At 32.6% G+C, this 26,918-nt stretch carries 23 protein-coding genes and 3 tRNA genes; 18 read left to right on the top strand and 8 right to left on the bottom strand.

Annotated features, from left to right (window positions below; translation table 11 throughout):
* Positions 1-31: 31 nt before the first annotated feature.
* From LUA90_RS09820 to LUA90_RS09800, 5 genes are all read right to left on the bottom strand, one after another.
* Complete coding sequence (locus LUA90_RS09820) at positions 32-925, bottom strand: hypothetical protein (protein ID WP_231490823.1); 894 nt, start codon at positions 923-925, stop codon at positions 32-34.
* 9 nt (positions 926-934) lie between these two features.
* Complete coding sequence (locus tag LUA90_RS09815) at positions 935-2,110, bottom strand: acetyl-CoA C-acyltransferase (protein ID WP_231490822.1); 1,176 nt, start codon at positions 2,108-2,110, stop codon at positions 935-937.
* A 179-nt stretch (positions 2,111-2,289) separates the two neighbouring features.
* A complete protein-coding gene (locus LUA90_RS09810; RefSeq protein WP_231490821.1) occupies positions 2,290-2,457 on the bottom strand; it encodes an Arc family DNA binding domain-containing protein in 168 nt (55 codons plus the stop codon).
* A gap of 4 nt (positions 2,458-2,461) precedes the next feature.
* Complete coding sequence (locus LUA90_RS09805) at positions 2,462-2,983, bottom strand: hypothetical protein (protein ID WP_231490820.1); 522 nt, start codon at positions 2,981-2,983, stop codon at positions 2,462-2,464.
* Positions 2,984-2,989: 6 nt separating this feature from the next.
* On the bottom strand, positions 2,990-3,847 hold the full coding sequence (locus LUA90_RS09800; protein WP_231490819.1) for an SPFH domain-containing protein: 858 nt from the start codon (positions 3,845-3,847) through the stop codon (positions 2,990-2,992).
* A gap of 118 nt (positions 3,848-3,965) precedes the next feature.
* Between LUA90_RS09800 and LUA90_RS09795 the strand changes: the two genes are divergently transcribed.
* The 17 genes from LUA90_RS09795 (at position 3,966) to LUA90_RS09715 (ending at position 21,669) form a co-directional block, all read left to right on the top strand.
* Entirely contained in the window at positions 3,966-6,044 is a 2,079-nt protein-coding gene (locus tag LUA90_RS09795; protein ID WP_370635319.1) for an HD family phosphohydrolase, read from the top strand.
* A gap of 79 nt (positions 6,045-6,123) precedes the next feature.
* Positions 6,124-6,210 (top strand) — tRNA-Ser (locus LUA90_RS09790).
* 87 nt (positions 6,211-6,297) lie between these two features.
* Positions 6,298-6,371: transfer RNA gene (locus LUA90_RS09785), tRNA-Pro, on the top strand.
* A gap of 56 nt (positions 6,372-6,427) precedes the next feature.
* Positions 6,428-6,501, top strand: a tRNA-Pro gene (locus LUA90_RS09780).
* 599 nt (positions 6,502-7,100) lie between these two features.
* On the top strand, positions 7,101-7,496 hold the full coding sequence (locus LUA90_RS09775; RefSeq protein ID WP_231490818.1) for a PleD family two-component system response regulator: 396 nt from the start codon (positions 7,101-7,103) through the stop codon (positions 7,494-7,496).
* A gap of 20 nt (positions 7,497-7,516) precedes the next feature.
* Positions 7,517-8,593, top strand: coding sequence for a sugar transferase (locus LUA90_RS09770; RefSeq protein WP_231490817.1), 1,077 nt, complete (start codon positions 7,517-7,519; stop codon positions 8,591-8,593).
* A 74-nt stretch (positions 8,594-8,667) separates the two neighbouring features.
* Entirely contained in the window at positions 8,668-9,348 is a 681-nt protein-coding gene (locus LUA90_RS09765) for a TolC family protein (protein WP_231490816.1), read from the top strand.
* A gap of 15 nt (positions 9,349-9,363) precedes the next feature.
* Entirely contained in the window at positions 9,364-11,499 is a 2,136-nt protein-coding gene (locus LUA90_RS09760) for a lipopolysaccharide biosynthesis protein (protein WP_231490815.1), read from the top strand.
* 24 nt (positions 11,500-11,523) lie between these two features.
* The gene (locus LUA90_RS09755) at positions 11,524-12,789 is read left to right on the top strand and encodes an O-antigen ligase family protein (RefSeq protein ID WP_231490814.1); all 1,266 of its coding nucleotides are present in this window, start codon (positions 11,524-11,526) and stop codon (positions 12,787-12,789) included.
* Positions 12,790-12,901: 112 nt separating this feature from the next.
* Entirely contained in the window at positions 12,902-13,516 is a 615-nt protein-coding gene (locus tag LUA90_RS09750; protein WP_231490813.1) for a DapH/DapD/GlmU-related protein, read from the top strand.
* A gap of 23 nt (positions 13,517-13,539) precedes the next feature.
* Positions 13,540-14,769, top strand: coding sequence for a glycosyltransferase (locus LUA90_RS09745; RefSeq protein ID WP_231490812.1), 1,230 nt, complete (start codon positions 13,540-13,542; stop codon positions 14,767-14,769).
* Between the two features lie 2 nt (positions 14,770-14,771).
* Entirely contained in the window at positions 14,772-15,956 is a 1,185-nt protein-coding gene (locus tag LUA90_RS09740; protein ID WP_231490811.1) for a glycosyltransferase, read from the top strand.
* A 6-nt stretch (positions 15,957-15,962) separates the two neighbouring features.
* Complete coding sequence (locus tag LUA90_RS09735) at positions 15,963-17,099, top strand: glycosyltransferase family 1 protein (protein WP_231490810.1); 1,137 nt, start codon at positions 15,963-15,965, stop codon at positions 17,097-17,099.
* 2 nt (positions 17,100-17,101) lie between these two features.
* A complete protein-coding gene (locus tag LUA90_RS09730) occupies positions 17,102-17,899 on the top strand; it encodes a glycosyltransferase family 2 protein (RefSeq protein ID WP_231490809.1) in 798 nt (265 codons plus the stop codon).
* 127 nt (positions 17,900-18,026) lie between these two features.
* A complete protein-coding gene (locus tag LUA90_RS09725; RefSeq protein ID WP_231490808.1) occupies positions 18,027-18,602 on the top strand; it encodes a gluconate 2-dehydrogenase subunit 3 family protein in 576 nt (191 codons plus the stop codon).
* Between the two features lie 2 nt (positions 18,603-18,604).
* Complete coding sequence (locus tag LUA90_RS09720) at positions 18,605-20,287, top strand: GMC oxidoreductase (RefSeq protein WP_231490807.1); 1,683 nt, start codon at positions 18,605-18,607, stop codon at positions 20,285-20,287.
* Positions 20,288-20,316: 29 nt separating this feature from the next.
* Positions 20,317-21,669 (top strand): lipopolysaccharide biosynthesis protein, encoded by a 1,353-nt coding sequence (locus LUA90_RS09715; protein WP_231490806.1) that lies wholly within the window; start codon positions 20,317-20,319, stop codon positions 21,667-21,669.
* Positions 21,670-22,177: 508 nt separating this feature from the next.
* Here the strand turns inward: LUA90_RS09715 and LUA90_RS09710 are convergent.
* A complete protein-coding gene (locus LUA90_RS09710; RefSeq protein ID WP_231490805.1) occupies positions 22,178-23,488 on the bottom strand; it encodes a hypothetical protein in 1,311 nt (436 codons plus the stop codon).
* 597 nt (positions 23,489-24,085) lie between these two features.
* On the opposite strand from LUA90_RS09710, the gene LUA90_RS09705 reads away from it, so the two are divergent.
* On the top strand, positions 24,086-25,054 hold the full coding sequence (locus LUA90_RS09705) for a hypothetical protein (RefSeq protein WP_231490804.1): 969 nt from the start codon (positions 24,086-24,088) through the stop codon (positions 25,052-25,054).
* Between the two features lie 8 nt (positions 25,055-25,062).
* On the opposite strand, the gene LUA90_RS09700 is transcribed toward LUA90_RS09705, so the two are convergent.
* The gene (locus tag LUA90_RS09700; RefSeq protein ID WP_231490803.1) at positions 25,063-25,479 is read right to left on the bottom strand and encodes a hypothetical protein; all 417 of its coding nucleotides are present in this window, start codon (positions 25,477-25,479) and stop codon (positions 25,063-25,065) included.
* 1 nt (position 25,480) lies between these two features.
* Positions 25,481-26,917, bottom strand: a complete 1,437-nt coding sequence (locus LUA90_RS09695) for a GMC oxidoreductase (RefSeq protein ID WP_231490802.1) — start codon at positions 26,915-26,917, stop codon at positions 25,481-25,483.
* Between the last annotated feature and the right edge of the window lies 1 nt (position 26,918).

Here is a 26,918-nt window from a genome sequence, read left to right as displayed (position 1 = left end):
AGTAATGAATACGTTAGGGAAAGATAATGCATTAAAATTTTCTGATGGGCTTTATATTTTTAGCCGGATCGGCATATAATGCATCATTTGCATTGGCGTCATTATTAATAACAACATTTTCTTGAAGCTTAAGTCGGCCACCAATAACCTTAAATGCATCGGTATTACCATCAGAACCATAAAATTGAAATTTGCCAACCATTTCAGGATCGAAAGGAGCGAGGTGATCGAAAACAATTAAGCCGGCTTTTTTATCTGTTTTTAAAACCATTGCATTCTGCTTATTATATTCAAAAATAACACGGTTTTTACCTTTTAACTCTTTGCCGTCAAAAACAGGCATTCCAAAATTCACATTGTCTCTATCAAATGATAATATTTCGATTACTTTTTTAGTTGATTCAGCAGTATTTCCTTTCCAACCTAATAAAACATAATATGGTTGTTTACCAGAGGATATTATTGGAATAACTTCATAATAACGGGCACCATACCATTTTTGGTTATTGGTAATCATATTTGCATCGCTAATATTCTCTGTTTGGTCTATCAAAGGATATAATTTTAAACCGCCTCTATTATTCATTTGTATAGTTCCGAAATATCTGTAGGTTCCATTTTCGAAAGGAAGATACCAGGAAATAATTCTAAATACCTGATCACTTGATTTTACTACAGAAACATTTTTTAATGAATCGAAATTATAATTATAAGAATTAGTTTGCTTTAAAGCTTCGACTAAAGTTTTTATAAATTTTCCATTTGAAGCAGTTTTAACCTCATCATTCGGCGTGCTGTAAATTGCCTTTGTAATATTGATAAGGCTATCTTGAAAAACATCAAGTTTATCGAAATTTTGCTGAGCAGCTACAACAAAGGTTTGCAGGCAAAGTAAAATGATTAAATAATGCTTGATGTTTTTCATTTACTCAATTTATAATTTCTCTAAAACTAATGCACTTGCCCCGCCGCCACCATTGCAAATACCAGCTACGCCGATTTTGCCATTCGTTTGTGCCAATACAGATAATAATGTAACCACAATACGTGCACCCGATGCGCCTAGTGGGTGACCTAAAGAAACTGCACCACCGTTAATATTCACTTTATGTTCATCGAGATTTAAAATCTGATTATTTGCAATCGAAACAACAGAGAAAGCTTCATTGATTTCAAAAACATCTACATCCTTAACCTCAAGATTTGCTTTTTTCAATGCCAAAGGGATTGCTTTTGATGGTGCGGTAGTAAACCATTCTGATGCCTGTTGCGCATCGGCATAACTAATTATTTTTGCCAATGGCTTAATATTTAATTCTTTTGCTTTATCAGCACTCATTAATATTAGGGCAGCTGCGCCATCATTTAATGTAGATGCATTTGCAGCAGTAACTGTTCCGTCTTTTTTGAAAACTGGTTTTAAAGCTGGGATTTTATCAAATTTTACAGCTGTGGGTTCATCATCAGTATCAACAAATGTTACTTCACCTTTTCTATCTTTTACTTCAATGCTTACAATCTCTCCTTTAAACTTGCCGGCAGTTTGTGCTGCTTGCGCTCTATTGTATGATTCTATTGCAAAATTATCCTGATCTTGTCTGCTGATGTTACAATCTGTGGCACATAATTCGGCTGCAGAGCCCATGTGATAGTCGTTGTAAACATCCCAAAGCCCATCTTTAACCAAGCCGTCAGTAATTTGTCCGTGCCCCAATCTGTAGCCATTTCTAGCCTTATCTAAATAGTACGGAACATTGCTCATGCTTTCCATACCGCCGGCAACAATAATATCGTTATCGCCATTGGCAATGCTTTGGGCTGCTAACATTATAGCTTTTGTACCGGATGCACAAACCTTATTTATAGTTGTAGCAGGTAAATCTGGTAAACCGGCTAATTTTGCCGCCTGGGTTGCTGGTGCCTGTCCAAGATTTGCAGAAAGCACGTTTCCCATGTAAACCTCCTGGATTTGCGACAACTCTAATCCGGCTCTTTCGATGGCTGCTTTAATTGCAAAACCGCCAAGTTGCGGTGCCGAAAATTGAGCTAATGTGCCACCGAAACTTCCAATCGGGGTTCTTACTGCCGAAACAATTACAACTTCTCTCATGTAAACTATTTTTTATGAATTTTTGGTTAGGCCGCTAAGTTATATATTTTTTAATATTAGATAAACGATATATTGTATTTTCAATTGCGTTAGAATAGACCCGTGAATTTTAACCCTGTATTTTTTGAAGGAATTAATGGTATACGATGATGAATCAAATACTAAACATAATCACATAATTACTCCTCTTTACTTTTTCCTTTTTTTCTTGATTTTAAGGCTTGCGTTAGTAAAAATTCTATTTGGCCATTTGTGCTTCTAAACTCTTCACTTGCCCATGCTTCAATATCTTTCAACAAAGCCGGGTTAATTCTCAAAACAAAAGCTTTTTTATCTTTTTCTATCATTTCGCTATCTTATTGCTTTAATATTATGCCTTGTTTTAAGGTTAATTAGAAATAACTCTAATTCATCAACTTTGTTGGAGCTAAACAATAATTTCCTGCCATTTTTTAAAACGAATTGTAGCCCTCTTGATTTATCGTTCATTAAATATGCCTTATCCTTAAATTTAAACCAAAGCCTCATTTTTACACCATACCCGCCATATTCAGAAAATGCATCATATTTTCTTATATATGCTTCCTCTATATCATCCCATAAATGAGTAACAAGTTTTTGCTGGAAAGGGAAATACCGATAGGAAAAGCCTTTGCTATTAATTGTTAAGGTAAGTTGGTTTTTCTGGATGATGAAGATAATAAGAAAGGGAAGTAGAAGCAGGGCAACAGGAACAAAATACATCGCTTTCAATTCCTGATTGCTTGATCCACCCTCATAAAAAAATAGTATAGCAGCTGTTGGAAATATGGTTAAGCCTGTAATCAAGTACAGCCACCAAATTTTCAATTCCTGCTTTTCAATAAATTCCATTGTAGTTTAGTTATAAAGCGTGCCGGTGTTTACAACAGGCTGTACATTTCTATCTCCACAAAGTACAACGAGTAAATTGCTAACCATTGCAGCTTTACGTTCTTCATCTAAGTTTACAATGTCTTTTTCTGATAATTTCTCTAGAGCCATTTCTACCATGCCTACAGCGCCTTCTACAATTAATTTTCTAGCAGAAATAACTGCTGTAGCTTGCTGACGTTGTAACATTGCACTTGCAATTTCTGGTGCATAAGCTAAGTGAGAAATACGAGCTTCTAAAACTTCTATGCCTGCTCTTGATAAGCGCTCATTAAGCTCATTCTCTAAAAGTTCACTTACTTTTTCAGCGCCATCTTTTAAAGTAATGCTATCTTCCTCACCCTCAGCATGGTCATAAGGAAAAATATTGGCCAGATGCCTTACTGCGGCTTCACTTTGTATGGTAACATATTGCATGTAATTTTCAACTGAAAAAATTGCCTTTGCCGTTTCGTTTACTTTCCAAACTACAACAGCGGCAATCTCAATTGGGTTACCTAATTTATCGTTTACTTTTAGTTGTTGCCCATTTAGGTTGTTTGCTCTTAAAGAAACTTTACGCTTGCTTGTAAGTGGATTAACCCAAAAGAAACCATCAGTTTTAACGGTTCCAACATATTTTCCAAAAAGTGTTAATACTTTCGATTCATTGGGGTTGTTAATTATTAACCCAGGTAAAACCAGAAAAAAATTGAAAGACAAAACGCTGCCTCCCCAAATAAAATGTTTGGTTACAAAACAGAAGACAGCGGCACCTAAAAGTGCTAAAAATAATGCGAATGTTAAATAACCCGATGGTGGATTAATGATTTTTTCTTGATACATAATTGATATTAATTTGATATCATAAATTAAAATATAAATATTGGTAATTGCAAACAAAATCAGTAAAATGTATATTAGATAAAAATGTTATTTTTGAAAACATCATAAAGGGAGCGTTTTGGCTAAAATCAAGAAAAATTCACATAAAATTCTGTACCGTAAGTATTCATCGAGCTTTAAATATTTAATGATGATGGTTACGGTTTTCATTATAACCTTATTTTTACCTAAGCAACCACGCTTTCGTTATGAGTTTGAAAAGGGAAAAGTTTGGATGAATAAGGATTTGATATCTCCTTTTCCTTTCGCAATTCTTAAAACCAATCCGCAAATTAATTCAGATAAAAAGGATGCTTTAAGAGATATTCTGCCAGTTTATCAGTTTGATAACGACATTAAAAAGGATGCTTTAGAAGCCTATTTAAATGAGTTCGATATAAAATGGCGTTCAACCGGGCTAGATGATAAAGAGAAATTGACTTACAGAACTAATTCTTATAAGTTATTAGATTTTCTTTACACCAAGGGGATAATCGGTTTAAATGTAAAACACCAAACTGCCGGAAAGAATTATGATTTTTCTCTTTTGGAGAATAATATTTCAAAACTTCAAAACACACAAGATGTTTATACAGCAGAAAGCGCTTTGCTTTATTTTAAGCAGAATTTTAAGGTTACGAATCAAGTTATAAAAGATTTAATAGATAACCTGGCGGAAGATCACATTACGCCAAATTTAATATTTAATGAAAGGTTAACTGAAATTATAAGAAACAATACTGTTAAAAATGTTTCTACCACTAAAGGAATGGTGCAAAAGGGCGAACTTATTGTAGCCAAAAGCGATATCATCGACGAAGAAATTTATCAAAAACTTGAGTCGTACAAAGCTACATACGATGCTCAGACCAAAACGATTGGCAGCCGAACGCTTGTATATTTAGGTCAGGTTGTTTTAGTTAGTTTTGTGCTAGCAATATTAATGTCGTTCCTCTTTTTATTTAGGAAGGATATTTTTTCTGATAACAGACAGCTATCCCTTATTTTAATTGTTACAACGGGTATGTTGCTCTCCCTTACCTGGGCGTTAAAAATGAATATCGCCAGTTTGTATTACATACCGTTCTGCGTTGTACCCATAATTATCCGGATTTTATTTGATACCAGGCTAGCGCTTTATTTACATATGCTCGTTATTTTAATTGCAGGCTTTTTTGTTGCAAATAGTTTCGAATTTGTTTTTTATCAGGTTACAGCTGGTATGGTTGCAATATTTAGCATAAAAAACTTTGTAAAAAGGGAGCGGTTTTTGGTTTCAGCTTTATTTATTCTTTCTGCCTACTTTGTTGCATTTGTAGGTATAGCGCTATTACGGGAGGGTACATTTAATGAGATTGAATGGATTAATTTTGTTCCATTTATATTCAGTGTATTACTTTCTTTATTGGCTTATCCATTAATTTACATTTTTGAGCGTGTTTTTGGTATCACTTCGGATGTAGCTTTGATAGAATTAACCAATACCAATAATAAATTACTTCGAGAGCTTGCTTTTAAAGCACCAGGAACTTTTCAGCACTCGCTTCAGGTGGCTAATCTTGCCGAAGCTGCTATATTTAAAATTGGTGGTAATTCTGTTTTGGTAAGGGCAGGGGCTTTATATCACGATATTGGCAAAGTAGATAACCCGCAATATTTTATAGAAAATCAAAATACTGCAATTAGTCCTCATGATAAACTACCCTATGAACAAAGCGCTCAGATTATTATTCAGCATGTGCATAAGGGGATAGAGATTTTAAGGAGAAATCAAATGCCAGAAGCTATCATCGATTTTATCAGAACGCATCATGGCAATACCAGAGTTGATTATTTTTATCAATCATTTCTGAAAAATTCTCCTGAAAAATTTGTTGATGAGAATATCTTCCGTTACCCAGGACCAATTCCTTTTAGTAAAGAAACTGGTGTATTAATGTTAGCCGATTCGGTAGAAGCAGCCTCAAGATCGCTTAAAATTCCGGATGCTCAGAACATAAATGACCTGGTTGAACGGATAATTAACTACAAATTGGAGCAAAATCAATTAGATAATTGCGATTTAACATTAAAAGATATAGAAACTATCAAATTGATTTTCAAGACGATGCTGATGAGTATCTATCATGTGCGTATAGATTATCAACAAGTTTTATAATTTTTTTTTGTGGAATAACTTGTTTTACTATATTTGCAGACCTCAAAACAAGGTCGGTATGACAAGTTGAAAGGAAAAAGGAGAGGTGCCTGAGAGGCCGAAAGGAACAGTTTGCTAAACTGTCGTACTGGTAACGGTACCGCGGGTTCGAATCCCGCCCTCTCCGCAAAATTAAATTGGCAAATAAATGGAATTATCATTTTAAAACCGTTACTTTGCCACCCCTTGTAAAAAGGGAAACAGATACCAAGTTCGGGGTGTAGCGTAGCCCGGTATCGCGCCTGCTTTGGGAGCAGGAGGTCGTAGGTTCGAATCCTGCCACCCCGACAAAAATTTGCAGATGCACTTGCGAATGTTTTACAAAAAAAGATCGATGCCATTTTCGGGGTGTAGCGTAGCCCGGTATCGCGCCTGCTTTGGGAGCAGGAGGTCGTAGGTTCGAATCCTGCCACCCCGACATAACATTATTGATGTTTAAAAGAACCCTTTAAATAATAAATTTAAAGGGTTTTCTTTTGCTTTTAATTCTTTATATCTACATCTCATTTGTGTCTGCCTTAAAATTTGATTTCTACTTTGTAAATCAATGATGATTTTTTAAAAAGAGAATACTTTTAAATAATAATTTTCAGTTCTATTTCAGAAATTCTAATGAATCATATTCAGAATTTATTAAAATATATCAAAAACATTTTTTACTGCGTAATGCATGTTGCTTTATTAAGATTATACCTTCACTACATTATATGTGTAGAATTAATCAATAATCATTAGGTATGTAGTTTTAAGATTACTAAGTTATCTGTCTTATAATACCATTACATAATGGTTATTTATCTAGTATTTAGTAGTTTAAATAATAATTAAACGTTTAATTATAGCCCTATCGGGCTATTGATTGCGCTTACGGTAAACTTCAATTTTATATTATGAGTTATGTAAGCGTGAATTGGAAAAAAACAAGACATTTTTATTTGTATTTAGCATCCTAAAAAGCAGTCATTTTTAAGTTATTCTCCTTATTAGCTCTTATCACGCCTTTTTTATTTGAAGAACATGGAGAGAAAAAATACTATTGCTAAACGAATTAGGAAAAAAATTTTAATCGTTGATAATGAGATAAATATATTAAAACTTTTAGGATATATTCTAGCGCCAGATTATGATTTAGCTATTAAAACAAATGCAATTGCGGCATTCCACTGGCTTGCAGATGGTAATGATCCAGATTTAATTATCTCTAGTTTGCGCATGCCATATTTAGATGGCTCTTGTTTTATTAAGAATCTAAAAATTAGTGGTTATTACAGAAATACACCTGTTATAATTATTTCTGGTGATGAAAACCTGGAAAGTATTGTCAAATCCTTTTCTTTTAAGGTTGAGTCCTATATGGGAAAACCATTTAATCCGATTACCCTTAAATACAATATTGAACATTTGACAGCTTAGTAGGCCATAAATTCTGCTCTATGGTAATTTCTACAATTAATCCCTCGCAAATAAACACAAAGGTTGTTTATTTTGGACATCTATTAAAAAGTTTAATTAAAGATGAACTCAATCAATATCTAAACAATATCATCTATGTTGAAAATTTTAAACATTACTTTGATAATGAGCCATTACTCAGCTTACCAGATGTAATCATTATTGAAGCTGATGAAAATGATGATTGTTTTGATCAAATTGATTATATCCGTAATCACCCATTTCTACGTGGTTTAATTATAATACTGCTTGGCATTAGAGATGATAAGGCAATGAGAAAAGCAGCTATGGAACTTCATGTTGATGACTATTACTATTATCCTTTTCAAACTGCTCATTTAATAGAGCGAATTAATTTTTTGGTTAAATTTAAATTGATTAGACCTACGCTTGTAGATTTAACTGACAGATTTGACCAAAGATATAAAATACCCATTCAAAAAAGGATTTTTGATGTAGTGGTTTCTGGCTTATCTCTTTTTGTGCTCTCACCATTATTTTTGCTTATCGGCTTAATAATAAAATTAGAATCAAAAGGCACTGTTCTTTACAAAAGCCAGCGCGTAGGCGCTGGTTACAAAATATTTGATTTTTATAAATTTAGGTCAATGTGTAATGATGCCGATAAATTGATAGATACCATATCTGACTTAAATCAATATCAAACAACCCCAGGTTGTAAACAATTTAAAAGTACTTTTGTTAAGTTCAAGAACGACCCACGTATAACAAAGTTTGGATCGTTTTTGAGAAAGACCAGTATTGATGAGTTGCCGCAATTATTTAATATTCTTATCGGAGATATGTCTTTAGTAGGAAATAGACCACTGCCACTCTATGAAGCAGAAAATTTAACCACGAATGAATGGTCTACAAGGTTTTTAGGGCCGGCCGGATTAACAGGTTTATGGCAAATTAGTAGACGTGGAAAGGAAGAAATGTCTGAATTGGAGCGTAAAGAATTAGATAATTTTTACTCAAAAAACTACAGTATTTTTCTTGATATTGAAATAATTGTGAAAACTTTCACTGCACTAATTCAAAAGGAAGAAGTTTAATTGTATATTTATGCGTTTTTTGTTTCATTCCAAATTTATCAAAATAAAAAAAAATTAAAACAACCCTATTATTGATGAAAACTCTAAAAAAAATTACGCTTGGTCTCTTGGTATTTTTCAGTGTGAACGCTGCAGCACAAGAAACAATCATTCCGGAAATTAAATATTCTGATTTAGAAAAATATATTGAATTGGCTAAGCAAAACTTTCCAAGGAAAAAAATCTATGACGAGCAAAGAGAATCTGCTAAAACTGCCGTACCTGTTGCAGCCCTATCTTTTTTAGACCCATTTAGTGGATCTTATTTTTATAGACCACAAGGTAGAGCTGTTTTAGATCCGCTTAATCCTTATAACGTAAATGGCTTTCAATTTGGTGTTAATGTTAATGTGGGTACATTTTTACAAAAACCTTTTATCTTAAAAAAGGCAAAGGCTGATGCTAAAATTGCTGATTTACAAGCGCAAGAATATAATTTAGCCATCGGGGTTGAGGTTAAAAAGCGTTATTACGATTACATTCAAGCAATGACACTTGTAAAACTTACTACGCAAATGGCACAAGAAAATAAGGGTGTTGCAGAAAGTTTGAGAAATAGATTTGAAAAAAGTGAGATTACCATTGATGCATATAATCAATCACGCATTAATCAGTTTAATTCTGCACAAGGAAAAATCCAGGCCGAATCTACTTTTTTAAAGGCAAAAGATTCATTGGAAGAAATAATTGGAGTTAAACTTACTGACGTAAAATAGACTATTACAAATTAAATGGATATCAAATCTTTCCTAAGAGTAGTTAAAAAATACAAATGGCTGCTAATTTTAGTTCCAATAACTGTTGTAGTTATCACCTATTTTTTAGTACAAAATTTACCAAAAGAATACAGTTCAAGAGTTCAAATCTCAACAGGGCTGCTTGATCCTTCAAAAAAGGTGATTACTAATGAAAACACTGACTTATTTCAGGTAAGTCAACAATTTAACAATATCATCGAAAAATTTAAAATGAAAAGAAACATTAATTTGCTTTCTTATAATTTGATTTTACATGATCTTCAAAATTCAAATAAAAGTTTTCGAAAGTATAGTGATAAAATTGACTCTTTGAATGCAAGTCAAAGAACTGAAGTAATCAAACTTTTTCAGGAAAAATTAGCAACTAAATCTATATTAACTTTAGCTGATAATAAGGGTAAGTATAAACTACATGATTTAGTTGAATCGATGGGTTATGGCGAAGAAGCTCTGAGGAAAAATATTGATATCTCACATCTAGAGAATAGTGATTATATTAATATAGAATATGTTTCAGAAAATCCAGAATTATCTGCTTATGTTGTAAATAATTTTGCGGCTGATTTTATAACGAATTACAGTGGTGAAGTTTCTGTAAATCAAAATAATTCTATGGGTTTATTGGATTCCGTTTTAAAACAGAAGGAATCTATCATGAACACAAAGAATAATTCACTGGCATCTTTTAAAAGAAACAAAGGTGTTTTGAATCTTGATGAGCAATCGGCAACTGTATATGCTCAAATAAATACCTATGAAGCTCAACGGACCGAATTGCTCCGTTCTATACAATCTACTCAAAGTGCTTTATCAGTAATTAATAGTAAACTTAGGGGTAATGATCCATTAACGGCTGGAAGTTCGAGAGCAGATAACAGGGAAATTGTGAGGTTAAAAAAGGAGCGTGAAAATGCGACAAGTGTATGGGTCAGTAACGGTTTTAAGTCAAGCGACCAATCAAAGGTAGATTCGTTAACACGCATTATTCAAGATAAGAGTAATAGTAATTATGATGAAAACGTTTATGACCCAAGAGCATCTAAACAGGCTTTAGGTACTCAAAAAACAGCACTAGAGCTTCAGTTAGCACAAGCTCAAGCAGGTGTAAGTACTATAGATAGACAGTTATCAGTTTTAAGAGCTAGATATAATAGTATGGTTCCCTATGATGCGGATATTCAAAATTACCAGCGAGAGGCAGATTTGGCTACTAAAGAATACATGACTGCTTTGGATCAGTATCATCAAAATGAAGCAGGAAAAATATCAGGTTTGCAACTTAAAATTGAACAATTAGGTTTACCAGGTAACGCTGAGCCATCAAAAAAGATAATTTATTTAGCAGGTTCTGGATTTGGTAGTTTTTTTCTATGCCTTGCTTTTGTAGGATTGGTATTTTTTCTGGATAATAAGATTGTATCATCAAGACAACTTGCAAGTGCTACCAATTCGAAATCACTTGGTGTACTTAATAGGATAGAGGGTAATGAAAGAAGCATCCGCGAAATCTGGAATGATAAATCTGATAATCTAAATTACGACCTTTATAGAGATATGCTTCGGTCACTTCGATTCGAAGTGGACCGCTTAATGTCGGCCGATGATAGTAAAATTTTAGGTATCACAAGTTTAGTATCTGGAGAAGGAAAAACTTTTGTAGCCTATAGTTTAGCCTACGGCTTTGCTATGACTGGTAAAAAGATTTTACTAATTGCAGATGATGCCCCGGTTGTTAAATCTGATAGCAAAGCATTAGCTGTAAGTCAGAATTTTCAAACGTTTTTAATTAAGAAAGAGATTCAAACGGAAGATTTAATCACCATAATGAATAAAAATACATCTGGTAATTCTTTGTTAGAAATGCAGAGTATTAAAAATCTGCATGCAGGTTTCGACGTACTGCGTAACCAGTTTGACATGATAATTATTGATGTAAATAGTTTAAGAGATATTAATATTGCTAAAGAGTGGTTACTATTTACCGAAAAAAACATAGCTGTTTTTGAATATGGTAAAGAATTAAGTGATAATGATAAAGAACTTGTAGATTATATTAAAAAAACACCTGGATTTTTAGGATGGGTTTTAAATAAGATGCAGGTAATTTAGTTTTCTTACTTCGATTAAGCTAATATGCGTACTGCACTTTTATATATATTAATTGCTTTTTGTTTTACTTTTGGAATCTTATCGCGTGAAATAGGAGGGTTGCCTTACGGCATATTTATTGAGATTTTGCTTTTGCTTACCTGGATTGTTGTAATGGCTACAACACCCAAGCAAGATTGGCAAGGGGCTAATAAAGATGTTGTTTATTTGTTGATGTTTTGGTTTATATATAGCATCATACAGGTCATCAACCCGGGCGCATCGCCACGAGGATGGTTACAAGAAATAAGATCAACAGCATTATATCCATTCTTAATAGTTCCATTAGGGTTTTTAATATTTAAAGAAAATAAACATCTTGATACTTTTTTAATTTTAATAATAGTATTTTCTACATTAGCCTCAATAAATGGTGTTAAGCAATTATATATTGGACCATCCAGAGGTGAACAATATTTTTTAGATTCAGGAGGTAATGTAACGCATGTTCTTTGGGGTAGATTAAGAGTATTTTCTTTTTATAGTGATGCTGGTCAGTTTGGTGCCTCTCAGGCTCACATCGGGTTATTGACCTTAGTACTGGCATTAATGGACATCAAACTTTGGAAGAAACTTTTACTTTTCGGATGTTCTGGGTTGATGATTTATGGTATGCTTATTTCTGGTACTAGAGGTGCTCTTTTTGCAATAATTGTTGGAGGTTTTGTCGCTGTTTTATTAAGTAAAAAATTTAAGGTTTTGGTATTTGGCGGTATTATTGCACTGAGTTTTTTATTTGTATTAAAATTTACCTACATCGGAAATGGAAATTATCAAATATACCGCTTAAGGTCCGCACTCGACCCTAATGATCCATCATTGAGCGTAAGACTAATGAATCAAAGAAATTTGAGAGCGTATATGAGTTCGCATCCTTTTGGTGGTGGTTTAGGTGTAATTGGTGCTAATGGTACCAAATACAATCAAGATAGGTATTTATCAACCGTACAGCCCGATAGTTATTTTGTTAAAGTTTGGGCGATGTATGGTATTATAGGTTTAACCATTTGGTTAGGCATTATGATGTTTATAATGGGTAAATCTATGGGTATAATATGGAAGCTTGAAGACGGTAACTTGAAGATAAAAATGATTGCCCTGGCTTCAGGTTATGCAGGTGTTTTGTTTTGTAGCTATGGTAATGAAGTAATTAATACCATGCCATCATCAATAGTGGTTTATTTATCTTGGGTATTCATATTCAATAGCTATAAATTACAATCGTTACCTAAAAGCAATTTGTTAAATTAAACTAGAATATATGCCTTTTGAAATTTTAGCGCTTCCAGTACTTATATGCTTTATTCTTGGTTTTGTAAAGGGATTGAAGATTATAAGTCCAAATCAGAAATAATTTTTCCAAATGTCTATAATTGATAAAATAAAATCTAACCCAAAATTGAAGACTTTAGCATTAAAAATGCTAATTCCCAGCAACGACAATCGTCCTCGCCTATGGGTTAGATTATTGTTAAATCCTTTTAAGCATAAAAAAGGTAAAAACTCAATTGTTAGATTTAGTTCTCGGTTAGATGTATTTCCCTTTAATAAATTTAGTTTAGGAATTAGTTCTGTTATTGAGGATTTTGCAACTATAAATAATGGTGTTGGAGATGTTCTTATTGGTGATAGAACAATAATTGGTATGGGATGTGTGATCATTGGCCCGGTTATTATAGGAAATGACATTATGCTTGCTCAAAACATAGTAATTTCTGGTTTAAATCATGGCTATGAGGATATTAATATTTCACCATCAGTGCAAAAAGTTTCTTGTAAAGAGATAAATATTGCTGATGATGTTTGGATAGGAGCAAATAGTGTAATTACTGCTGGTGTATCTTTAGGGAAACACTGTATAATTGGTGCTGGCAGCGTAGTAACAAAAGATGTGCCTGCGTTTTCTATAGCTGTGGGTAACCCAGCAAAAGTAATAAAGAGGTATAATGGAACCTCAATGATTTGGGAAAAAGTTTAAGCTGTAACTTCAAGTAGCGATAGATGGATAGTAAATTTGGTGATATTAAAGAGCTTAAAAATAGAGATATAATCATTGTAGGGCAACAGCCATGGGATACGGAAATTGGTAGTAATTGTAAAAATATTGCCTTAGAATTTAGTAAGAATAATAGGGTATTATATGTTAATTCTCCTTTAGATAGGATTACGCTCTACAGAAGCAAGAATAATGAAAAAATAAAAAAAAGGCTAAACATTATTCAAGGTAAAGAAAGCGGTTTAATAAAAATTCAAGATAATCTTTGGAATCTATATCCTGATTGCATGGTCGAATCTATAAATTGGATAGGCAGTACGAAAGTGTTTAGTATTTTAAATAAAATAAATAACCGAAAGCTGGCTAAATCAATACAAAAAACATTAAAGGTTATAAGATTTAAAGATTTCATACTCTTTAATGATAATGAGATTTTTAAAGGATTTTATTTAAACGATTTTTTAAAACCAAGTTTGAGTATTTATTATTCAAGAGATTATATGGTAGCGGTAGATTATTGGAAAAAACATGGTGAGAAGTTAGAACCGCAATTAATTGCTAAAAATGATTTATGTGTAGCTAATTCATCTTTCTTAGCAGATTATTGCAGAAAATATAATCCCAATTCATTCTACGTAGGTCAGGGCTGCGATTTGGATATTTTTTATCAGCAAGAAGATAAGAAAGATATGCCTGAAATTTTAAATGTTAAAAAACCAATTATAGGTTATGTTGGAGCATTGCAAAGTATAAGGTTAGACATTGAGCTATTAGTTTACTTAGCGAAAGCAAGGCCAAAGTGGAGTGTAGTTTTGGTTGGACCAGAAGATGAAGAATTTAAAAATAGCGAATTGCATTTATTGGAAAATGTATTTTTTACCGGAATAAAACCCATAGATAGTCTACCCGATTTTATAAACATATTTGACGTATGCATAAATCCACAACTAATTAATTTGGTTACCATTGGAAATTACCCTAGAAAAATTGATGAGTATCTTGCCATAGGAAAGCCAGTTGTAGCAACAGCAACAAAAGCCATGGAAACTTTTAAAGATTTTGTTTATCTCGCGAAAAATAAAGAAGATTATGTTCTACTTATCGAAAAGGCGTTAAATGAAGATCCCCAAAGTTTAAAAGTGGAAAGAAGAGCCTTTGCTCTTAAGCATACTTGGGAGAATAGTGTTCTCGAAATCTACAGCGCAATTAATGAGGTAAGTAATAAATCAAAATAATTATGCAAATACTCATTATACTTTTCTTCATTATACAGACAATTATTGCAAGCTTTTTAGTTGTACCGTTTTTGATGTTCATTGTAGATATATTTAATGGTCGAGAAAATTTAACATCTAGTTCAAATAGCGACAAGGATTACGCAATAATTGTAACTGCATATCAGCAAACAACACTATTAAATAACGTTGTTAACTCCATATTAAATCTGAATTATAGCAATTATATTGTCTACGTAGTTGCAGATAATTGCGATATATCCAATTTACACTTTAATAGTGATAAAGTTATTTTACTAAGACCGGAGGAAACATTAGCTGGAAATACAAAATCACACTTTTATGCTATAAATAAATTTGTAAGACCGCATGAAATTTTGACCATAATTGATAGTGACAATTTAGTTGATGGAGAATATTTAAATGAACTCAATGTCTATTTCAATAAGGGATTTCAAGCAGTTCAGGGTGTAAGGGCTGCAAAAAATCTTAACACAGCTTATGCATGTTTAGATGCAGCAAGCGATATTTTCTATAGATTTATTGACCGTAAATTACTATATTCTGTCGGCTCGTCTGCAGCTTTATCTGGTTCTGGAATGGCTTTTACTACAACTTTATATAGGGAGTGTTTAGAACATTTGGTTATAGACGGAGCTGGTTTTGATAAAGTACTTCAACTAGAGATTCAAAACCGGGATTTGAGGGTTGCCTTCGCCGAAAAAGCTATTGTATATGATGAAAAGACATCTAAATCAGATCAATTAGTAAAACAACGCTCCAGATGGATGTTCACTTGGTTTAAATATGCTAGTGGTGGTTTAAGCCTAATATCAATGGGTATAAAAAATCTGAGCTGGAATCAATTTATTTATGGAGTATTTTTTGTTAGGCCTCCTCTTTTTTTACTAGGTATACTATCAATATTATTTTTTATCACTGATATTATTTTATTCCCATTAACTTCTTGGTTTTGGATTGGAAGCTTTGTTATTTTTATATTTACATTTTTATTGTCGCTTGTATATTTTAAAGCGCCTAAAGAAATATATAAATCTTTAATAAGCATACCTTTATTCATCTTCTTCCAAATTATATCCCTTTTCAAATCAAAGAATGCTAACAAGATATCTGTAGCAACCGAACATTATCAAATTATTGACAACCAAAGCGTTAAAAAATCTTAGAGTATTATGAAAAAACCTTTAAGGATTGGTATAGAAGTACAGCGTTTATTCAGAGTTAAAAAACATGGAATGGAGGTTGTTGCATTAGAAATACTTCGAGAACTTCAACAGCTGGATACTATAAATCATTATTTTATTTTTGTTAAAGACGACAAGGATTCGGAATGTTTACAAGAAACCGAAAACTTTAAAATAGTAAAATTACACGGTAAAACATATTTTGATTGGGAACAGGTTTCATTACCAAAGGCTGTCAAATCATACAAACTTGATTTTCTACATTCAACCTGTAATACATCTGCCTTAAATATTTCAGTACCACTTATTTTAACACTTCACGATATTATTTATTTAGAGAAGCTTGATTTTAAAGGAACTGCCTACCAAAATTTTGGAAACATTTATCGTAAATTGGTTGTTCCTAAGGTTGTGAAAAAAGCCAGATTAGTTATAACAGTTTCAAAATTTGAAGCTGGGGTTATATCTAAACGGTTACCTATTGCTACCAATAAGTTAGAAGTAGTTTATAATGGAGTAAGTAAAAAATTTAACTCAAATTTTACTTCAGAGCAAATAAGTAATTTTAAAAGCCATTATGGTCTTCCTGATGATTTTATTCTTTTTTTAGGTAACACTGCGCCAAAAAAAAATACACCTAATTTAGTTAAAGCTTACGCTATATATTGTGAAACGGCAAAGGTTGTAACACCACTTGTTATTTTAGATTACAGTCGAGAGCTTGTTTTAGATATTTTACGAAAAATTAATAAAGTTTCTGCAATTGAAAACATAAAATTTCCAGGCTTTGTTCCTTCCGGCGAAATGCCCAAAATGTACAATGCAGCAATGTTATTTATATATCCATCATTGAGAGAAAGTTTCGGCTTGCCAATACTTGAAGCGATGAGTTGTAATACACCGGTTATAACTTCTAATACTTCTTGCATGCCAGAAATCGCATCAAATGCTGCAATTTTGATAAACCCAGCAGAGCCTGCAGATATTGCAGAAAAAATATTATCTGTAATAAGCAATGCTGATTTAAGGCAAACTTTATCTAAATTGGGCTTAAAGAGAGTTGAGCAATTCTCATGGAAAAAGGCAGCAGAAGAGTCGTTGGCTATTTATTCAAACATTTTATAGATATGCGACCTTTATTAGTTCCTAAGTATATTCTGGCTCATCAAAAATCGGCGAAATTGATCTTAGAAAACATTAGCGATGTCCGGCAAAAGATACAGGCGTTAAAAAAGGATAAAATCGATGTTTCTGTAATTATACCTGCATTTAATGAAGAGGAAAGTATCCTTAGCACCATATCCTCAATATCAAATACAATAAGCAATTTTAGTGTAGAAATAATTGTAGTCGATAATAATTCTTCTGATTTAACAAAAGATTACATAATTAAATCTGGTGCAACTTACGTTCACGAAAAAAAGCCAGGCGTAGATAATGCACGAACAGCTGGCTTAAGCCATGCAAGTGGTATATATATAATAAGCGCCGATGCTGATACGATATATTCGCCAAAATGGATAGACGAACTAATTTTACCACTTCAAAAAAATGATAAAGTTGCAATTTCCTACGGTAAATTTGCATTTACTCCACAGCACTACAGCCGATTAACCCTTTATATTTACGAACTTATTAGCGATCTTTATAAGAGATTAAATGTAATAAATAAAGATAAAGCGATGTACGTTTATGGTTGTTCATCGGCCTACCGCAGAGAACATGTTATTGCAGTAAACGGATATGAACACCCAATTGGCTTAAATGAAGATGGTTATTTGGCGGTTAAATTGAGAGACAAGTTTGGCTTAATGCACAAAGTAAGCAGAAAAAAATCCTATGCATGGACATCTAGCAGGAAATTTTTAGAAGACGGCTCATTAATACAAAGATTGATGAAAAAATTGAAAAGTTTTTTCAGCTAAACTTGTCTACTATTTCGATAAATTGAAATAAATTAGAGTATTTTTGAGTAAAAATATCAATTCTAAATTCTGATTTCATAGCATCATCGTCAATAAATCGTATTTTTAGAAATACCTTACAAATAAAATGAATAGAAGAGTCTCAATTAAGTATGCTTTGGGTTTAGGCTTGATGGGGATCTTTTCGTTTTCCACTTTTGAATGGCGTAGGCTACATAAGACTATCGATTTAAAATCTCTGCAAAAAAGCAAAACATTGATTAGTGAGCTGGCAGAAACTATAATTCCAGAAACCGATACGCCCGGAGCTGCCAGAGCAGGAGTTTCTACATACATTATCAATATTTTGTCGAACTGTTCTAGTGTTGTAGAACAAAATCGATTCTTAAATGGCTTGCAAGAAGTTGAAAGTTATGCCCTCACGGCTTATGATAATTCATTTATTGATTGTTCTGCTAATGAAAGAATTGAGATATTAAATTTTTTCAAGTCGAAAGATGAGTATATCATTCCATTTATGAATCGTGTACATAAGAAAGTATTTGGCCCACCGTTTTTTACTAGCCTAAAAAGAATGACAGTTGAGGGTTACTGTATGTCAGAATTGGGTGCTACACAAGGTTTGGCCTTTAATTTTGTACCAGGAAGGTACAATGGATGTACAGTATTACAACGAAACCAAAAAGCTTGGGCAACAAAATAATTATGCAAAATTCTGAAAACACTTCAAATTTCTATGATGCTATTGTTATAGGATCTGGCATCAGTGGCGGCTGGGCTGCTATGGAGTTATGTAAGAAAGGTTTAAAAACCTTATTATTGGAGAGAGGGAGAGATGTTAAACATATTATTGATTATCCAACAGCAAACCTTAAACCTTGGGAATTTAAAAATGGTTTAAATAATACACTTCAAGATCAACTAGAAGATCCGGTTCAGAGTATAGCCTACAATCCGGCAATAAAGCATTTTTATGCAAGTGATAAGGCTCAACCTTACATTCAGGAGAAACCCTTCAATTGGTTTAGGGGATATCAGGTTGGCGGTAAGTCTTTAACATGGGGTAGGCAATGTTATCGCTTAAGTGACTTAGATTTTGAAGCAAATAAAAATGATGGTTATGGTGTAGATTGGCCAATACGATATAGGGATTTAGAATTTTGGTATGATTATGTTGAATCATTTGTTGGTGTAAGCGGAGAAAGAAAAAATCTTTCGCACTTGCCAGATGGTAATTTTCTTCCAGCAATGGAATTAAATTGTGTTGAAAAGCACTTAGGAAGTTCAATAAAAAAGGAAGGAAAGACACTTACTATTGCAAGAGTAGCAAATTTAACCAAGGGATGGGATAATCGGGGTCCGTGTTTATACAGGAATTTGTGTAACAGAGGTTGTCCATACGGAGGTTATTTTAGCAGCAACAGTTCTACCATACCGGTTGCAGAGGCAACAGGGAATTTAACATTACGACCTTTTTCTGTAGTGGCCGAGATATTGTATAATGATAAAACAGAAAAAGCTTCGGGGGTTAGGGTTATTGACGCCCAAACCAATGAAAATTTTATATTCGAATCAAAAATTATATTCGTTAACGCATCCACGATTTCTACTACTTCAATTTTGCTGAATTCGAAATCAAAAAGATTTCCCAATGGTTTGGGCAACGATTGTGGCGAGTTGGGTCATAATCTTATGGATCACCATTCATCAGCCGGTGCGTTTGGAACCTTTAATGGTTTTAAAGACAAATATTACGAAGGTAGAAGACCATGTGGTTTTTTAATTCCAAGATATAGAAATTTAAAAGCTCAAAGTGAATTCGATTTTATTCGTGGATATAATATTCAGGGCGACGGCGAACGTCAAGAGTGGGAAGATAAAAAAAATAACGAAGGTTTTGGAGTTGATTTTAAATCGAACCTTGTAACACCCGGGCCTTGGACAGTCTGGATGGCAGGTTGGGGGGAATGCCTTCCTTATCATGATAATAAAATATCACTGGATGAGCATGCAAAAGATCAATGGGGATTACCACAAGTAAGGATAGACTTTTCATTTAGAGAAAACGAAGAGAGAATGATGAAAGATATTCAAGATACTTGTAAAGAAATGCTAATAAATGCTGGTTTCGAGGAGGTAAATTCTTTCAACTATCAAAAGCCAGGAGGATCAACAATACATGAAATGGGTACGGCACGTATGGGGAATGATCCTAATACATCAATTTTAAATAAACATAACCAAATTCATTCAGTTAAAAACGTATTTGTAACTGATGGCAGCTGCATGAGTTCGTCTGCATGTCAAAACCCATCTTTAACTTATATGGCCCTAACAGCAAGAGCATGTGATTTCGCTGTTCAGCAATTAAAAGACGGAAACTTATAGTATATTATATAATTTAACAACCAATTTTGATGGTTAAATCTTTAAAGAAGTTATTTTCTATTTTTTCAAATATCCATTTACAATCTCTAATTGCAAATGGATTAATGTCGGTTTTTGGTGTAGTTACATTATCAATTTTATATCGTACCTTATCAGCAATCGATTTAGGAATTTACATCTTTTTCTTAAGTATTATTGGGTTAATAGATAATTTACGGGCGGGTTTCTTAACCATAACTATCGTAAAATTTTTTTCAGGTACAACAGTTGAAAGAGGAAAAGAAATAACGGGGTCTGCATGGCTATTATCTGTGATTATAGCAGTTCTATTTTTAGTGATTAATATTCCCACTTATTTTATCGCTGATTATGTATCTGATCAGGGCATGGTTTTAATTTTAAGATTTTTCTCCGTCATTTCAATTGCCACTTTACCATGTTTTATGGCTGATTGTATTGTGCAAGCAGAGAAACGTTTTGATAGAATGTTGTGGCTAAGGATTTTAAATCAGGGTTCTTTCACTTTGATGGTCTTTGTATTAGCTTTTTTAGAACAATTAACGCTGAAATCGCTAATGTATTCATACGTAGCATCGAACCTTTTTGCGAGTGTAATGGTATTGGTTTTAAGATGGACAATGATATCTACTATTTACAATGCTAAAAAAGAAACTGTTATTGAGCTTTTTCACTTCGGTAAATACAGCATGGGGACTAATATTAGTTCAAATTTATTTAGTGTTACGAATACTTTTATAATTAATTTTCTAATGGGTCCTGCAGCGTTGGCCATGTATAATTTAGGTGGTAAACTTATTCAAATTGTTCAAGTCCCTTTGATAAGTGTGGTAACTAGTGGTATGCCAATAATATCAGCAAATTATAATAAAGGGGAAAAGGCCGAAATGATTTACACGCTTAAAAAATTTATAGGAATGCTTACCCTAGGTTTAATACCCTTGGTTATCCTGGCCTTGATTTTTGCAAATCCTATAATTCACTTATTAGGTGGTAAAAATTATGTTGCTAATGAAGCTCCAAATTTATTTAGAATATTTATGATTATTGCCTTGCTGTACCCAGCTGATAGTTTTTTTGCAATTGGAGTGGATGTAATTCATCAACCTAAAATTAATTTTTACAAGATTATAATCATGTCCATTATGAATTTATTGGCTGTTTTTTTAGGAGTGTGGATTTATAAGTCAATATATTCTATAGCTATTGCATCAGTAGTGCCGGTTATTGTAGCAATTCTGATTACCTACAAACCCTTAAATAAATTCTATAAGTTTAATTTTTTCGACATTTATAAAGTTGGCTTTAAAGAGTTAATGTTATTATATCATACTCAAAAGAAGAAAATCTTTAAAATTGGTTAGTTAGGCATAATAACTTTACACATTACAAATAATGCAAAAACTAATAATAGCATCATGATTTTTTTTAGAAATTAATCTTGTTTGGAATTTCAGTTTAGATGGATAATCATTTTGTTAGAATAGAAAATAAAATAAGTTTGTTGTAATAAATGGGATAGCAAATTACTAATGATGTACTAACAGTTCTTAAAATCAATTGGAATAATCTAACATCAGGATTGTAGAAGTTTATTATTTGAAAGGAGCATAGTTAAGTTGAGGATAATTTGTAAACCCCATCCAAAAACATTTTTCTGTGTAAGTGAAACGTTTCGATAAAGGCATTAGTTTAATAACTACGTTAGTATTTGGTAGATTATTGCACGGCATTCTTTTTTAAGTAAAATGAATCAATTTTGAGAATTGTGCTGGGATATTAATGCTTTTAGATAAGTTACTTAATGCACTTTAAGATAAATCGGATGTAAAAATAAAGGCCCTTAAAATTTTAAAGGCCTTTATTTTACTATTACAATGAAGCGCCTAAGCCGGCGAATAAGGTGTTAAAATTTACCAAGTCAGTTATAACCCCAGAATAGTTTGCAGAATATTTATTGTTTTCTTCTTTCACTATTTTAACATCGCTCATGTTATTTATCATCCTGGTAATAGGTCCATTGTCGTTAACTAAATCAAAACCAATGTTGCTGTAAAATTCCAGCGTACCACCATAATTATATAAATCTAAGATTTGACCTTGCCAATCTCTGTTGGTATTCATTTTTCCAACGGTGTTATTATATACCTTAGCATTTACGTAAGTAGTTTTACCTGAAACGATCTGTCTAGAAAACTCTTGTATCTCAAATGCGCCATATTTACGCGTATTGTAGCAGATATTATTATAAATCTCAACAGTGGCAGGAGTTGATCCCCGAGAGTAAACCCACATTCTGATTGCATTTCCTTGATAATTAGTTAGCTTATTATCGTGAAATTTACCATTTCCTTGCATATAAAAAATTCCGTTGTGGTTGTTATTACTAGTATTAACATTATCAACTATGTTATGGTGTACATTGTAATCTTGTACATTACTGAAATTGATAGCGCTACCTATGTCAGGGGAATTTTTAAATGTATTATAAGCAATTTCAACATCCTTGAAAAAACCTGTATCCTCACCAGCACCATTTAAAGAACCACCAAAAACTATAGAACCAGTATTTTCAAAGATGCAGTTTAAAATTTTGAAGTTTTCGGTTCTTGTAGATGAAGTTCCGTTATAGGCAAGTGATCTTCCATTATCGCTTTCGCCTGCTATACAATAATCGCCAATATTTGTAAAACGCAGGCTTTGTAGAGTAACACCCGACATTTTTCCATACATTTTTATTGCTCTGAATGGATTATTTTTAAATGCAATTCCATACTTAGGACTTTCATTATAATCTCCAACTAGTGAGACGTTTGTGATATTATTGGTTATCAAACCATTGGTAATTGTTACCTGTCCATCGTTTACGATGTAAATTGGCTGAGATGCAGTACCGTTAATATTTTGAATGTTTACCGATAGATAATTTCCACCTTTAATTTTGATTAATTTAATAGTTGATAAATCAAGAGTTTTACCATCAATTGTTAAATCACCACTTCCGGTACCTACTTGGTATGATGGAGTAACTGATACAGGAGTTGTTGGTGTGGGTGCTACTGTAGGTGGGATTATTGGTGTTTCAGCTACAGGTTCAGTAACTAAACCATTCTTTTTACAAGCAGTTGCAAAAACGAGAAAAACCAGCGCAAATAAAATTTGCATTTTTTTAAACTTTTTCATTTCCTTAATGTTTAAAGATAAACTAATAATTGTTTGTTGACCTTAAAACGGGATAACGCTGGATTATTGTGCAATTAAATTCTTGCTTTGTTTTAGTTTTTGGCAAGCTTTTATTCATTTTAGTTGTTAGTTTATGGTTGAACACAGTATTTTGTTTATAATGATTGCTATGTTTTTGTTTTAGTACGTTGCTTTTATGACACTAATATTACAAAGCAAAAAGCATTTTGTAAATGCTTTCTAATTGCATTTCAACCCTATTTTTATGTTTTGTAGTTGTATCTTAAATGTCTACGTATTAAAAATAATACACGAAAGCTAATATTGGTATGTTTTTAGTGGTTTGCTTAGTATATTGCAATATATGTTATTTTATGTGATTAATCATGTAATAATCATTAAGTTTTTATAATCTTATTAAAGATTTCATCTTTTGCATAAATAGCAACCAATTACATAGTTACTATTTCTCGTTTTCCTTGGCACGAAAGTGTAGGTGTTTGGCAGATTATCATTTTTTTACCGAAAAATTGATATAATCTGAAATAGTTTTTATTATTTTATTGAAAATTTATCCCTCTATATATAATTGAATTCATGAATAAAAACCTGGTGCTGTTGTCTTACGGCGGCGAAACCGAATATAAAAGAGCCCTATTTTGTATTCATAGCTTTTTTGCATGGAATTTTGACTCTGAGAATATAAGAATTATCGTTTATACAGATTCACCATCTTTCTTTGTTGAGTATATTGATAATCCCGCTGTAGAATATATATTGTTAACTCCCGAACTTTCTATAGAACTACAAAGAAATACAGACTATATACATTTAAAAAAGGTTGGAGTTATTGAAATGACTTTTCAGAAATATCCAAATGATGATCTATGTTTTATTGACACCGATACTTTCTTTATCCAAAATCCTGCTCATATTTTTAATAATTTTGATAGTAGAAAATCTTTTTTGCATAAAAAAGAATATCAATTATGTGATGCGGTAGAGCAATTTTCTTCTTTTGGACAGGGTCATTTCCCTCAATCTTTTATGAATTTTATATCATGCAAAAAATTTATTGTTGGGGGTGAAGAAGTTATTTTTGATGGTACTTATTTTAGCTGGAATACGGGCGTTTTGGCCTTGAATAAAGATTTTGCAAATTTGATGGATGATGTTACAGATTTGACCATCCAATTTCACGAAAACTCCAGATGGTTTGTTAGTGAACAGTTGGCATTCTCTTTAGTTCTGCAAAAAGTTACAGAAATCCGTTCGGCTGAAAATATTGTTTGCCATTATTGGGGCAAGAGGCAAAAAGTAATGATGGATATATTTTTAACTAAATTATTTCGTGATAAATCTGAGCTCGCACAATATTTTATAAATTTTACCGAGAATAGTAAAAAACTTTTGATACGTATCGAAAATGATTTATCACTAGAACAGATAAAAATTGCTAAAGTCCAAAATAATTATTTTTATGCATTTAAGCAGATTTTAAAGCTCTTTTTGAGAAGGCCTTTTCAGAAAGATATCTATAAGCAAATCTATCAGGAAATTGTTTAAAGGCTAAATTAGCTATTCTGCAAAAATAAATAGGAGTATGGATTTGCTACAGGACTTTTGTAAGGGTCAAACAATCCTATATATTTTACAGGTTTGGTAGTGTCCATTCTATTTAAAAAGAAATCTGTTGAAAGTAAATAATATTTTAAAAGATCATTAATATTATTAGAATCAAACGAATTATATCTACCGAAGTATAGCGCTTTCCACTTTAAATTTGCAACAACATTATTTGCAGAACTTCCAAAGTAATCATTAATATAATTGTTTATTCCTTTTTTATCCAGTTTCATATATCCCAACTCTTTTTCAATAAGCTTTTCAGCATATTTTTTAATATTTGGTGATACAAAATATAAAGAAGGAGGTATAGCTACCATACCAACAGCGACACCTGTTATCAATAAAAATTTTCTTCTTTGCATATCAAAACATTTTATCAGCAGCGTGTAGAGAAAGGGCAGATAATGTTAAACTTGGATTGGATGCGCTGTATGTTGTAAATGCACCAGCACCCAATACAAAAACGTTTCTATATTTATGATGAACTAAATGTTTATCAACTACACCAGATTCGGCATCTTTTGACATTCTGGTTCCACCAATTATATGACCCTCATTTGGAAAAGGATCTAAATATTTGAATTTTTCAACTGGTAAGCATGATAATAAGTCTGGTAATTTTTCTTTTGCATTTGCTAATGCCTTTTCAACGTATTCAGATCTACCTTTAAAATGAACCTGCGGTTTTAATTTGTTATCAGATGTGGTAATGTAATTATTATCAGCAGGAATATCCTCAAAAATAAGTCTGAAACTCGCGATATTCAACCACTTCTTATCTTCAAATCTTAAAAATGGAGCATTATTAACTTCAATTAAGCATGCAGCGTGGTCTTTTCTATGCGGTCCATCGTAAAGCATGTATCCATTTGCATTAACCCAAGTACTACCGCCAGCGTTACTTAAATCATCTAAATAAATTAAAACCTGTACACCTAGTTGTTCGCCAAAACCCTTACCTGTTAAGGGGTTTTTGTCACCCGAATTAAGTAAAATATTTGAGTTAAAAAATGGATTTGCACCTAAGGCTATAACCTCTCCCTCTATTTTATATTCTTTATTTGATTTAACATAACATACATTTCTTGCTACGTTATTAACGATTTCTAATTTATAAACCTCAGCGCCGTAAACTATTTCCACCCTTGAATCCTGATAGATAGTCATACCAGAATTTTCTATACTAAATTTAGCATCTACCGGGCATGTGCCACAAGTACTTGATGCCATACACGCATTACGATATTTTGTTGCCATGCTCGCTCTTGCTGTGGGTTGGCTTATGTATTGATTACCGTATTTTTTATGCAATATATCATCAACCTTACTAAATTTATGCGCTGGCAGTGGATACTTACCATTTTTTGGAAATGGGGTTTCATCAGGTCCTGAAATTTGCATAATCTGCTCAGCCTCCTCATAATATGATTCTATATCATTATAAGAAATTGGCCAATCCTGAGCAACACCATATAGCGATTTCATTTTAAAATCAGAAGGCATAAAACGCGGTGTGCAGCCCCACCAACAGTTAGAACTCCCACCAAAACCAGTTGTGAAATGCCAATCTTTTTTAGGATTAAAGTTTTCTACCAGGTCATCCCATTTTGGTTCGTATTTTGAATTGGGTAAAGTTTCGCCTCGCCTAACTTTTAACTTCTCTGCATGACTATATAAATAACCTCGTTCCAACACGAGAATTTTTTTTGTTGAATCATTTTTGGATAGATATTTTTGCAGAAAAAATGATGAGGCGAATCCTGTTCCAACTATAATCAAATCATATTTATCGTATTTCATC

The organism is Pedobacter sp. Leaf170 (assembly GCF_920984665.1).
GTDB lineage: Bacteria > Bacteroidota > Bacteroidia > Sphingobacteriales > Sphingobacteriaceae > Pedobacter.
The sequence above is the reverse complement of the archived record's forward strand: the minus strand, read 5'-3'. Positions and strand labels throughout refer to the sequence as shown.